Source organism: Tardiphaga robiniae, from assembly GCF_013359755.1.
In the GTDB taxonomy this organism is placed as follows: domain Bacteria; phylum Pseudomonadota; class Alphaproteobacteria; order Rhizobiales; family Xanthobacteraceae; genus Tardiphaga; species Tardiphaga robiniae.
In genome coordinates this window covers 128371-141026 of sequence record NZ_JABMCJ010000089.1, presented here as the reverse complement: position 1 = coordinate 141026, position 12656 = coordinate 128371, and the positions used below count along the sequence as shown (strand labels likewise).

Sequence of the window (12656 nt, the reverse complement as noted above, 5' to 3'; positions counted from 1 at the left end):
AGCTCATTTGCGGCGGCTTCACCGGAGGCGGCAGCCACAATGCGGCCTGGGCGATGTCATCGGGCTACTGGTCGGGCCAGGGCGCAGCACGTTACGTCAAGGGCACGCGCCGTATCCGCCGGAATGCAACGGGCGCCGGCATAATCTTGGTGATCAAGGTCAGTTCTTTTAAAGAACTTGTCAATCGCCAAATTGTCGCCGCGCAAGTGGAAGCTGACGCGACGCCGCCCGTCGATGAGACGGGGCTGGATCGGACGCTAGGTTTTCCGATCTGCGATTGCCTGCTTTGCAAGGTCGACCCAGATCGGCGCTTCCCGCGCATAGAGTTCGCGTGTCGCCTGCATCGACATCGGTCCTTCATCGATACCGAAGGTCGCGAACATGGTCCTGACCTTTTCGGTCTGCGCCGCCTGCATGATGAGATCCGACAGGCGTTCGGCAATGGCCGTTGGCGTACCGGTGGGCACCGCACAGCATTGATAGGTCAGCAGTCCGAAGAGCGGCGAATCCGCCCCCTGCTCGGCAAACGTCCTGACTTCCGGGAAGGTCGTGAGCCGCTTCCGTGGCACGGCGACGACTGCACCCGCCCCGCTCTGTAGGACGGGCTGCGCGCCAACGATCGTACCGATACCGCCGTCGACCGTCTGTGCCAGCATGTCGGTGAACATCGGCGCCTCGCCGCGATAGTGGATCGGCTCGATGTTCAGGCCATATTGCTTGTTGAGCGCGAGGATCGTGAGGTGCGGAGGTGAGCCGACCCCGAACGTTCCGAGCGTCATGCGCCCCGTCGCGCGCGCATAGCGAACGACGCCGTCGAGGTCGGTGATGCCCAGCTGCTTGCGCGTGATGAGCGGCAGTCCACCCGTCGGCATCGCCGAAACCAGCTGAAAATCCTTATCCGTGTCGTAGGCAAGATCCTTTACCAGCACGCGGTTCACGGTCATCGCGCCAGACGTATTGAACAGAATGGTATAGCCGTCCGGCGCTGCCCGCTTGACCTCGGCCCCGGCAATCGAACCGAGCGCGCCGGTCTTGTTCTCGACGATCACCGGCACGCCGGTCTGGCTTCCGATGAACTCGGCATACATCCGCGCATAGACGTCGGTCTGTCCGCCCGGGGCGAAGCCGACGACGATCCTGATCGGTCGCTGCGGCCAGGTGTCCGCCGCCGATCGTGCGATCGACGGGAATGCAACGGTGGACGCCGTTGCGGCCAAGAAAGACCGGCGCGTTATTTTCATTCTTCATCCTCCCTCTGATAGGCGTCGTCATTTTTCCGTCCGCGTCATTGAGGCCTGTTCGGCTGCGGATCGTCGTCTTGAGGCCGGGCGCAATTTCGCTTACGCGCGGCCAGCGTCGCCGGTGTTACGCTGCAACGCCGCCCGGTCTTGTCGGAGCGATCAGCCCGGCTTGTTGGCCGCCGAGGCATCCCGATAGGCGGGGCGATTCAGCACACGGTCGAGATAAGGCGTCGCGCTGTCGCAGATCGCCACCTGATAATCGATGGCCCAGGTCAGACACGTGGTCAGCAGGATGTCTGCGGTGGTGAACTGTTCGCCCAGGAGATATTCCCGCCCGTCGGACAGCGCGGCATCGACGTGCTTCAACTGCTTCCGGAAATACTCCGCAGCCTGGGCGACAACGCCCGGTGCATCACCATAGATGTGAGACAGTCCCTTGATCTGCCCATGCCGCCTCATAACGTACAGGCTCGTGGAATCCAGTTCGGTGACGATGAAGAAACACCATTCGAGCCACTTCGCGTAAGTCTCGGAGTCTTTCGGAATGAGGGAGGCGGCCTGGTCGGGATAGGTTTTGGCTAGATAGGCGATGATCGCAGCGCTCTCGCCGATGACGAGCGCGTGGTCCTGCAACAGCGGCACCTTTTGCCGGGGATTGAGGGCCGTATATTCGGGCGTCTCGGTCTCCCCCGTCCGCGGCAGGATCGGCTTTCGGGTATAGGGGAGCTTCAATTCATGAAGCGCCCAGTGAGGTCGGATGGTCCGGCTGGTGCCAACGCCCCACAACACGAGTTCCGGGTTCATCACCATTTCTCCGCAGCCGGCCGAAGATCGAGTTCATGCGTCCATCCGTCTCGCTTCTGCGCATGGGCGAACCAATAGGCTTCCGCAATCGACGCCGTCGTAGTGAGGCTGTCGGGCTGGCGGGCTGCAGGATCCAGGCCCCGGCTCCTCATCCGTTCATGGATCGCCTCGCTGTCGACGCCGGCATCGATCAGCAGGTGCACGACGTGGATGTTCTTCGGTCCGAGCTCTCGCGCCATGGCCTGCGCGACGGCCCGCAGACCGAATTTCGCTGCCGAGAAAGCGGCAAAGCCGCTGCCGCCGCGCATGCTGGCCGTCGCGCCGGTGAACAGCATCGTGCCGGCGCCGCGCGGCACCATATGCTTCGCTGCCTCACGTCCCACCAAGAAGCCGGCATAGCAGGCTAGTTCCCAGGCCTTGAAGAACAGCTTCCCGGTTGTCTCGAGCAGTGGCTTCTGCACATTGGATCCGGCATTGAACAGACACACCGCGATGGCGCCCATCTCATCTTCGACCGTCTGGAACAGCCGCTGCACTTCTTCCTCGTTGCGCGCGTCGATCGATCTGGCTTGGACATCGTGGCCCTGTGCGCGCAGCTCCTCGACCAGGCCCGCAGACTTTTCAGCATCGCGCCGCGCGATACAGATCGCGTATCCCCCCTGTGCGAATCGCCGCGCGACGGCCGCGCCAATTGCATCCCCCGCTCCCACCAGGAGCGCCACCTGCTTCTTGTCAGTCATGTCAACGTCCCTCGCCTTCAATTCGGACGACCTTCGACAGGGTCATTTCCGTGATTGCCGCATCGTCGAATCCAAGATCACGCAGGATCTCCCGACTATGCTCGCCAATGCGTGGTGCCGGCCCGCCTATGGCCGCCGGGCGCTCTTCGAACCGGGCCGCAGGTTTCGGCTGACGGACGCGGCCGACGGACGGCTGCTCGAACTCTTCGATGATGCCGCGCGCCACCACCTGCTCGTTGGCGACGATCTCGCTACGGCGCAGCACCGGTGCACATGGCACGTCCGCGGTGTCCAGCCTGGTAAGCCATTCGGCCGTGGTCCGGGTGGCGATGTATTCCTGCATCTTGTTGATGCGCGCGGTGGCATTGACCGAGCGCCCCGCAGGCGTCGCAAACCTCTCGTCCTTGACGAGCTCGGGGTCGTCGGTGGCGCGGCAGAAGCCCTGCCACTCGGAATCCGAGATCGTGCCCGCGGTGATATAGCCGTCCACAGTCTTGAAGATCAGATCGGGGCGATCATTAGGATCCGGCGACGAGGCCTCCGCGCCGACGACGGTGTGTTGCATCATGCCTTCAGGCCACAGGAACGACAGCATGGCGTCCAGCATCGCGACCCGAATGTGATCGCCGCGTCCAGTCTTCTCGCGCGCATAGAGCGCCGAGGACACGGCCTGTGCCGTCAGCACTGCCGTCGTCTTGTCCGCGACGATGGTCCGTATCATCTGAGGTCGGTTGGTGCCGGCCTGCGACTGGATGTCGGCGAAACCCGATAGCCCCTGGACGATCGGATCGTAGACGCGTTTCTTGGCGTACGGCCCGGTTTCACCGACCCCGCTGATCGAAACGTAGATGAGGCGCGGATATTGCGCCCGGAGTTCGTCGGCTCCCAACCCGAGACGCTCCATCGTACCCGGGCGAAAGTTCTGCACGAGGACATCGGACTGAGCGATGAGCTTCTTGACAATCCGCGCACCGGCTTCGCTTTTGATATCGAGCGAGATCGAGCGCTTGCCTCGGTTCGACGAGATGAACAGCGCCGAGAACTGCCCGGCCTTGTCGATGGCTGCCCGGCTGCGGCGCGTGATGTCACCGCCCAGCGGCTCGATCTTGATGACCTCAGCGCCCTGGTCCGCCAAGAACATGGTTGCAAATGGACCCGACACGACGCTGGTCAGATCAAGTACGCGAACTCCCAAAAGAGGCCCTGGCATGCGTTCCATTCCCACTGCATTCGGCGCACGACGCACCGTTGAGTGGATCTGTTAGAAGAACGCGGGCGACCAGGCTTGCCAGATAGTGCCGGATCTACGTGAAAGCGACATTGCTTTCCGACTTTGCTAATGCCGCACCGCGGCGCGAAAGCCCGACGGACAAAGACCAGTGTGCTGTTTGAATTTCGTCGTGAAATGTTGCGAATGGCTGAAGCCAACTGCAAGGCCAATTTCCGTCAGCGAACACTTCTCACTAGTAATAAGGTATTTGGCGCGCTCAATGCGCCGACCGATGACATACTGATGGGGGGTATCACCGGTACTTTCGGAAAATGCCCTAATGAAATGTCGAGTGCTCAATCCGACCAGCGAAGCCATCTCCATCAATCCGATCGACCGACCGAGGTTTTCCTCGACGAACTCGGAGATCCTTTTAAGATTGCACTGGGTGAGACCGCCTCGGTTGCCAAGCGGCGTCTTGGTGCCGCTCATCCGCTTTAGAACAGCGAGTGTCTGGATTGCCCAGCCCTCTGCCATCATCGCATAGACATCGTCGTCATGATGCGGCTCGCTGCACAGTTCTTCCAGTCCGAAGGCGATTGCGGGGTTATCGAACCCCAGTCTCGGCGCTGCCGCAAAGCTTGGAAGTCGTTCCGATATGAACGTCTGGTCGAAGAACACGACTGTATAATCCGACTTTGCCGATGTGACGGTGAATTCGCCGTCGATCTCCAAGCCAGCCGGATAGACGGCCAAGTTGCCGGCAAGTTGCTGGTCGAACGACTGACCATCCATCTTGCCGCGCAGCTTCCGCGCACCCCTCCTATAGAAGAAGAGCGCTAGTTCTGGCTGCTTGAAATGCCATTGAACCTGCTTCGACACGTCCCTGCGGAAGCTTTCAATCCGGATTACGGGCGTGCGGACGACGGTGTTAGACAGCACGCGACCGCCGACGATCCTGATGAATTCTCCATTCTCGGATACATTGCTCATGCGACTGTCTCCCCTGCGCGTCGATGCACAACTCGCTCGGCAACCGCAACGCCTGGATGGCTCGAGATGAGGATGCTGTTTCCACGCGACCGGGCACAACATCGCTCCGTCGGAAGTCCATCGGACTTCGCGGACAGACCGCGCATCTATTTCCTCCCGACGGTCATTCAGCCGTCTTTGACAATCGGCTCAAGCGGAGACGATCCTGCCTTGCAGCCTCTTGCCCGAAGATTATAGTTCTATTTTAGAACTGTCAATTTTCGAACAGTGCACGACGGGGGGACTCTTCATGACGATCTTGACGCCAGTTTCGGTCGAAACGGGAACGGACGAATTGCTTTGTCATATCGACCGTCGGGTCGCCGTGATCACGCTCAATCGCCCGGCGGCCCGCAATGCGCTGTCGGACAAACTCACACCCGCCCTGCGCCGGATGATCGCATACTGCTCGACCGACAATGGCATACGCGCGGTGCTGATCACCGGCGCCGGCGAGGCTTTCTGCGCGGGTGGCGATGTGAAAGGCATGGGCGACCGCAGCAGCACAGACGAACTAACCTTTGGTCAGAAAGTAACGCGCCTGATCGAACGTCAACGCACTTTGACCGGCGCGCTGTTCGAGATGCGGAAGCCGACGGTCGCGGCCCTTCCCGGTGCGGCTGCAGGCGCAGGCCTCTCGCTCGCATTGGCCTGCGATATCCGCATCGCAGCGGAGCAAGCATTCGTCAGTACGGCCTATGCCAGAATCGGGCTGAGCGGCGACTACGGCATCGCCTGGCTACTCACGCGAGCGGTGGGAGCCGCCCGCGCAAGAGAACTGATGTTGTTGTCCGACAGAGTCGATGCACAACGCTGCGAAACTATGGGATTATTCAATCGGATCGTGGCCGCCGACAGGCTTGCCGAAGAGGCGTTCATGATCGCGTTGAGATTGGCGAATGGACCCGCTGAGGCCTACGGTGCCATGAAAGACAACCTGGACGAGGTGCAACACCTCGGCTTCGCCGCATCTTTAGACAAGGAGGCCGAGCGGCTGGTCCGCTCCGCGCAGACCGAGGAGCATCGCGAAGCCGTCAGAGCGTTCGTCGAGAAGCGTCCAGCGGTGTTGCGGTGAGCGCAGATGGCAGACAATACGCGTTGCCTGAGATGCCGTTTCCAGATGTCTTTAGATCGACACTGCAAGTACGACGACGGGGTCGAGGTGAGAGTCTACCTATGCAAGATCTGCACGTATATTCACGTCGAGACCGTAAAACTCGACGACGCTCATAACTGGCACGGCGTGCACTACGTCATTTGACGCCGACCACTTTTCGTTCACCTGTTCACCGCTCTTCCACATCTAACTGTACACCACCGCGAGTTCGACACTGATACCGAGGATCTGCGACGATGTAGACCTACACCAGAGCCGCGACCGACGTCGCGAGCAATGAAGTATGGGTCCAGCTTACAATCGCCAAGAATTAATCGCACGGCAGGCTATCGCTAGTTGAAACCAACGTGTTGATGCTGTGCGGCCATCCGAGCGGCAGCGATGCTACGAGGGAGATTTCGTGGGTCAACGATGTCCGCTTTGCGCCATGAACTGCCCTCGCTCGGTTTTCAAGGATCTTGGCACCCTGGCGGGAGTCACTGCGGTATCTCAGCGATGGCATAACAATGCGCAGGTCAGACATGTTAAATCCCGACCTGATGCGACAGGTCGGGAGCCGTTTTCAAGGCTGCGCCATTCATCCCGTTTGCCGCGGTCGCATTTGTCGCGTGCGGACATAGACGTGGACACCGGCCGCAAATAGCGCGAGCGCAGCACCGAACATGCTCACGGCAATCCAGCCTCCCTCGTTCCAGGCGATCGTCGCACCGGCCGATCCCAGCGATCCGCCGAGAAACATGCCAGTCATGAAAATCGTGTTGATTCTTCCGCGCGCCTGAGGATGAAGCCCGAAGACCACGTGCTGATTGGAGATCAATGCACTCGTCACGCCGAAATCGAGAACGACGACGCCGACGATCAGCCCAAACAGGCTGCTCCAGAAGCCGAAGATGAACCACGAGGCGACCGTGATCGCGATTCCGACACCGGCGACCACGTGCGGACCGCGACGATCTGCAAGCCGACCGGCCATCGGGGCCGCAAAGACGCCGACGGCACCGACAATCCCGAAGAGACCCGCGACATCCGCGCCGAGCGCGAGATGTGGCTCGCGCAGGTGCAGGGCGAGGATGGTCCAGAAGACCGTGAACGACGCGAACAGAGCGGCTTGCACAATGGTCGCCGAACGAAGCGTTGGCTCGGAACTCCACAGCTTGACCATGGACTTCATGGCGTCGCCATACGGCATCGCCACGTAGGGATTGTTACGAGGAAGAGCGGTCGCCATCGTAGTTCCGGCAACGATGGCCAGAGGAGCCCCCAACCAGAACATGTCGCGCCATCCTGCATGGCTTGCGACGAAGCCTGCCAATGTGCGGCTGAACAACAACCCGCACAACAATCCTGACATGATCGTGCCGACGGTCTGGCCGCGCCGCTCAGGCGACGCCAGAGAGGCCGCAAACGGAATTATCTGCTGCGCGACGGTCGACGTCATTCCGACCACCAGGGACGCCGCGACCAGGGCCCAGGCGGTCGGCGCCAGGGCGGCGAGTGCGAGCGCAACGGCCAGCAAACCAAATTGCACGATGATGAGTCGTCGCCGATCCATCATGTCGCCCAGCGGCACGAGGAGAAACAGCCCGGCGGCATAGCCGATCTGGGTGGCCGTCGGGATTAGCTCCGCAGCGCTCTGGCCGGGGAATGCGGCCTGAATCACCCCGAGCATCGGCTGATTGTAGTAGATGTTGGCCACCGCGATGCCGGTCGCGGTGGCCATGACGAAGGCCAGAGGGCGCCCGAACGGTCGAGCGACGGTCTCGACGGAGGGCGTTGCAAGTTCGGACATCGGAAACCCTTTTGAATGCGTTGCTGAGCCACAACTAGCGTTGCATCGATTTCCGCGGTAGTGTCCCCAATCGATAAGCCCTCATATCGGATTAAGATACAATGGACACCGACGCCGTCGCCGTACTGGTCGATGCAGCCTTGGCGGGAAGTCTTGCGGGGGCCGCTCGCCGACTGCAAATCTCTCCCATGGTGGCGACACGCCGGCTGGCCGCTCTCGAAAAGGATCTCGGCGTCCGGCTGTTTCACCGGACGACGCGTTCGATGTCGCTAACACCGGAGGGCGAAGCGTTCCTGCCCTACGCGCAGGCGCTCGTCGAAGGCGAACTCGCTGCACGCGCCAATCTTCGGGCCGCCAGGGAAGGCGTCTCCGGAACGCTGCGGGTAAACACCTCGACGGCCTTCGGACGAAAGCTCATCGCCCCCATCGTTCCGCGCTTGCTAAAGACCCACCCTTCACTTCGGATCGATCTGGAGCTGACCGACGACGTCGTGGACATCACGGGGACAGGAATGGACCTGGCGATCCGATTTACGGAGCCCAGAGAGAATAGCCTGGTGGCCCGCCCAATCGGAATCAGCCCCCGCGTGTTGGTGGCGGCGCCCAGCTACATCGAAGCATTCGGACGGCCTCGCACCGCCGCGGATTTGAAGCACCACGCATGCCTGTCGCTGTCCGCGATGAACCGCTGGCCGCTCCGGATCGATGGCCGCGAGCGGCAGGTGGCCCTCAACGTGCGCCTGACCGCCACCGCCGACGCCCTGCACGATGCCTGTGTGCACGGCGCAGGGATCACGCTTCTTTCTCATTGGAACGTCCGCGAGAACTTGCGGGACGGCACGCTCGTTCGCCTCGAACTCGACGACGCCAGCGCGGGCGATCACACCATCTGGGTCGTCTACCCGAGCGCAAAACTCGTGCTGCCGAAGGTCCGCATGTTCATCGCAGAACTCGAAAGTATACTTGGGGTGGAATACGCGGGACGGCGGTAGAGATCCGCAGAGTGCTACATCCGCATGCAACCCTTATCCGCCAGTATGGTCTGCATAACTGCACATTTGATCCAATGATGAGCTTAGCTCACGCAGAAGCTTTTACGCGTGTGTCCGCTTTGCGCCAAAAGCAGACAAGCGTTACTTGCGCCAACGAACGCACGCGCCGGAGGGTGTCATCAAAGAGTTCGACGCTTGACTGCCGTGCCGTTTTTTGTTCACTCCAACAACATGATGAATCAACCCGCGCACGCCGGTGCGTGACTGTCGACGCATCGCGTCCATAGCTTCAAATTTGCGGATCGCAGCTCAGCTTATGTTCTGGATATCCGCCACTATATCGGATGATAAGATCGCCGCGACACGAAACACGAGTGCGTCAGCGCCACACGCACCGCAGAGCTGTATGCCGATCGGCATCCCGTCATCTGCTGGATCGCCGGGGATAGAGATGGCCGGAAGGCCCAGGGCATTGGCGAACGCCGTGAAAACGGCATGCCCGCGAGGTCCCACCGGTCGCCCGTCAATCATAGCAGGATGCGACAAGCCGATCGGCCAGGGCTGTGCAGCTGCCGTCGGCAACAACAGAACATCAAAGCGCGCGAACAATGCGATGAATTCATGCTCCACATCGGCGACCGTCTGAAGCAGGTTCAAGTAATCCCGCGCCGTATGCAGACGACCGCGCTCCGACATCGCGGCGACACCGGCACCGACGTCGCCATCCCGATCAGGATACCGATCTAGTAGCCAAGCGACGCCGGTTTCGCTGAGCGTCGGCCAGATCGCGCCGATTGGTTCAGCCAGAACGAAATGGTCAAGTCGCTCCACGTGATGACCTTGTTCGGCAAAAGCTTTAGCAGCCGCTGCGACACTACGGGCGATAGTCGGATCGACCGGCGCATCGGAGAATGTCGGGATGTAAGCAATGCGCAACGGTCTCGAAGTGGCTTCCGGAGCGATCGACTCAGTACCCGCGATGATATCAAGCATGATCTTTACATCGCGGAGGCTCCGGCCGATCGGTCCGGCAACTTCGAAATCGTGCAGGATCGCAGGCAACCCATGCGCGCGTGGCACCAACCCGCGTGACGGCTTGAAGCCGACGAGCCCGGTGTGACCTGCAGGACGCCGGATCGAACCGCCGCCATCGGTGCACAGAGCCAGCGGCCCAATACCCGCAGCGACAGCTCCAACTGCACCACCACTCGAACCACCTGGTGTCAGGTCGGGATTCCACGGATTGCGCGTCGCGCCGAACAGCGCGTTGTCAGTGATCCCCTGCACGGTGAATTCCGGCACGTTTGTTTTCCCGAGAATAATTGCGCCGGCGTCGCGCAGTCTTGCGACAGGTGTTTCGTCGCGCGTCGGGACGTGATCGGCAAAGAGCCGGCTGCCCCAGGTCGTCCGTAGCCCGGCGACATGGATGTTGTCCTTGATGGTAATCGGAACACCATCGAGGGCACTTTTGGATGCACCGGCGCGCCACCGCGCCGTGCTTTGTGCCGCCGCGATCCTGGCACCGTCGCGATCCAGCGTCACGACGGCGTTGATGCGCGGATTGACCTCGTCGTGGCGGGCGAGGATAGACTCCACTGCGTCACTCGGTGTTGCGATCCGCGCCGCAAAAGCCTGATTCAGCTGAGCTGCGGTCAGTGTCCAGAGCGGAGCGGTGCTGCTCATATCCGGGCGATCGCCGCGATCGGCGCTTCGCCCGGTGCGCATTGATGCTCTGTTCCGCCCGACACGAAGATTGCGGTATCAGATGTCACTGATGCGATGACAGCGCCCAAGGCGGCGCGCGCGTGCCGCTCATAGTTGATGTCGGCATCCGACAGCATGGTGTTGCGATGGCCCCTGATCTTGCCCGTCGGGCTGGCCTCTGCTTTCGCGAAGATCGCCGCAATCCGGGATGTCTCATCCTCCGTCGGCTCTGCCGACAGCGACAGCCCCGCACTGGCCAGCGCGCGGCGAACGCCGCTGGCGTCGATCGCGTCTTTCAGGATTGCATGGCCCATGCGGCACGGGCTGGTTGCCTGACTTGAATTGCCAAACAGCAGAATCTCGCAGCTGATGAGCTCGCCGCCTGCCGATGTGGAAGCAACTGCCGAATAAACATCGAGATCGCCAGCGATCCGTGTTGTGTCGAACGTCTCCTGCGTGATCTCGCCGAGACCCAGGGCTACCCCCAGCGCCATCGCACCGCGCGCAAATGCCTTCGAGCCGTTCGGATCGCGCGTCGCGGTGGCGACGCCGCGCCGGTCCGCATCCGCGATGCCGGCCGGAGTCAAAAGCGGCCCCTTCACCTGGACGTAGTGCACATCATCAAGGTTGTTAATGCCGGCCTCCACCAAAGCCTCCCGAACGGCATCGGCGACAGCAGATGCATGCCGCTTGGTCCCGATCTCCTCCGGCGCGATCGTACCTGTCATGGTGATGCCGATCGCCAACCGCTTGGTGCCGTCCGGCGTGCCCTGTGCCGGCGTTCTTGTCAGGATGGTCGCGTGAGGCGACAGCACGCCCTCGGTGCCACCGGACCAAACGAATGCGATGCGCTTGCCTACGTCCTCAGGCGAAATAGCAAGGTTCTTGGCGAGCAGCAATTGATAGGACAGCGTGGCGAAACCGCGGGTAAAATCATTGGCGCCGCCATTGCCTTCTGTTTTTCCGATCAATGCGACGATCGTCGCAGGATCGATCGTGCCGGCATCGATCAGCGCAGCTAGCCCCGAAACGTCACTCGGGGAAGCCATATCGACCTTGTGAACGTTGATATGCATAGGGACTCCATCGGATCAGCGTGTGTATTAATGTCGGATGAAGGGAACACCGATCGCCGCCGGTAGGCGGGCGGACCGACTCACGCCAGCGAGCAATGCGAGCGCGAGGCAATAAGGCATCATCTGCATCACGTAGGAACTGACCGGCAAGCCCCAGCTTTGGGCGCGCAGTTCCAGCGCGGACACGAAGCCGAAGATCAGACATCCAGCGATGGCACCGACCGGTGTCCAGCGGCCGACCATGATGGCAGCAAGCGCTATGAAACCGCGACCGTTCGTCATGCCGTCCGTGAAGCTGCCGACCTCCTGAAGAGCAAGCACGGCCCCGCCCAGCCCTGCCAAAGCGCCCCCCGCGACGATAGCGATCATGCGGATGCGGATCGGATCATAACCGGCCGCGAATGCGGCTTCCGGATTTTCACCAACCGCCCGCAATGTCAGCCCTGCCCGCGTCTTGGTCAGAAACAGTGTCAACGGAACAACGAGTAGGAACGCCAGATAGACAATCGCAGACTGTCGAAACAGGACAGGTCCCATGACTGGAATCTCCGAGAGCCAGGGCAACGGCCATGTGCCCGGGGGCGTCAGTCGGATTACGGGAGCACGTCCGCCGAACAGTCCGCGCAGCAAGAAACTGGACAAGCCCAGAACCAGCACGTTTACAGCGAGGCCTGTCACCATCTGGTCGGCGCGGCAGCGCGCCGTTGCGAAAGCGAGCAGGCTTCCCGTCGCTGCACCGCCCAGTGCGGCAAGGGCAAAACCGAGGGCGACGTTGCCGAACACAAATGCCGAGATCGCGCCTGTGAATGCTCCGGCAAGCATCATGCCCTCGATGCCGACGGCGAATGTGCCGGCCTTTTCGCTCAACAACCCGCCCAGAGCGGCAAACAATAGCGGTGTCGAAATCCGGACGGTGGCAGCGGCGAGATCCGCAATCATCATGAGATCCAT

The 12656-nt window shown here is 61.4% G+C and carries 11 protein-coding genes; 2 read left to right on the top strand and 9 right to left on the bottom strand.

The features are described from left to right. Positions 1–257: 257 nt before the first annotated feature. The 5 genes from HP556_RS19790 to HP556_RS19770 all read right to left on the bottom strand — a co-directional run bounded on the left by HP556_RS19790 (position 258) and on the right by HP556_RS19770 (position 4988). Positions 258–1241, bottom strand: a complete 984-nt coding sequence (locus tag HP556_RS19790) for a Bug family tripartite tricarboxylate transporter substrate binding protein (RefSeq protein ID WP_175368240.1) — start codon at positions 1239–1241, stop codon at positions 258–260. Positions 1242–1400: 159 nt separating this feature from the next. Then, positions 1401–2045, bottom strand: coding sequence for a glutathione S-transferase family protein (locus tag HP556_RS19785; protein ID WP_175368239.1), 645 nt, complete (start codon positions 2043–2045; stop codon positions 1401–1403). Then, complete coding sequence (locus HP556_RS19780; RefSeq protein WP_175368238.1) at positions 2045–2785, bottom strand: SDR family NAD(P)-dependent oxidoreductase; 741 nt, start codon at positions 2783–2785, stop codon at positions 2045–2047. The genes HP556_RS19785 and HP556_RS19780 overlap by 1 nt, the downstream gene beginning before the upstream one ends. A 1-nt stretch (position 2786) precedes the next feature. Continuing rightward, entirely contained in the window at positions 2787–3995 is a 1209-nt protein-coding gene (locus HP556_RS19775; protein WP_175368237.1) for a CaiB/BaiF CoA transferase family protein, read from the bottom strand. Positions 3996–4121: 126 nt separating this feature from the next. Next, positions 4122–4988, bottom strand: coding sequence for a helix-turn-helix domain-containing protein (locus HP556_RS19770; protein ID WP_175368236.1), 867 nt, complete (start codon positions 4986–4988; stop codon positions 4122–4124). Positions 4989–5283: 295 nt separating this feature from the next. Between HP556_RS19770 and HP556_RS19765 the strand changes: the two genes are divergently transcribed. Continuing rightward, positions 5284–6102 (top strand): enoyl-CoA hydratase-related protein, encoded by an 819-nt coding sequence (locus HP556_RS19765; RefSeq protein WP_175368249.1) that lies wholly within the window; start codon positions 5284–5286, stop codon positions 6100–6102. Between the two features lie 619 nt (positions 6103–6721). On the opposite strand, the gene HP556_RS19760 is transcribed toward HP556_RS19765, so the two are convergent. Beyond that, positions 6722–7933, bottom strand: a complete 1212-nt coding sequence (locus tag HP556_RS19760) for an MFS transporter (protein ID WP_120288896.1) — start codon at positions 7931–7933, stop codon at positions 6722–6724. A gap of 101 nt (positions 7934–8034) precedes the next feature. Between HP556_RS19760 and HP556_RS19755 the strand changes: the two genes are divergently transcribed. After that, the gene (locus HP556_RS19755) at positions 8035–8925 is read left to right on the top strand and encodes a LysR family transcriptional regulator (protein ID WP_120288895.1); all 891 of its coding nucleotides are present in this window, start codon (positions 8035–8037) and stop codon (positions 8923–8925) included. A 309-nt stretch (positions 8926–9234) separates the two neighbouring features. Here HP556_RS19755 and HP556_RS19750 read toward each other — a convergent pair whose 3' ends face one another. The 3 genes from HP556_RS19750 to HP556_RS19740 are packed head-to-tail and all read right to left on the bottom strand — an operon-like array spanning position 9235 to position 12656. Continuing rightward, positions 9235–10608 carry an amidase gene (locus tag HP556_RS19750; RefSeq protein ID WP_120289253.1) on the bottom strand — a complete coding sequence of 458 codons (1374 nt, stop codon included), beginning with the start codon at positions 10606–10608 and terminating at the stop codon, positions 9235–9237. After that, positions 10605–11705 (bottom strand): cyanuric acid amidohydrolase, encoded by a 1101-nt coding sequence (gene atzD / locus HP556_RS19745; protein ID WP_175368235.1) that lies wholly within the window; start codon positions 11703–11705, stop codon positions 10605–10607. Before atzD ends, HP556_RS19750 begins: the two co-directional genes overlap by 4 nt. A 27-nt stretch (positions 11706–11732) precedes the next feature. Then, entirely contained in the window at positions 11733–12656 is a 924-nt protein-coding gene (locus HP556_RS19740) for an ABC transporter permease (protein WP_175368234.1), read from the bottom strand.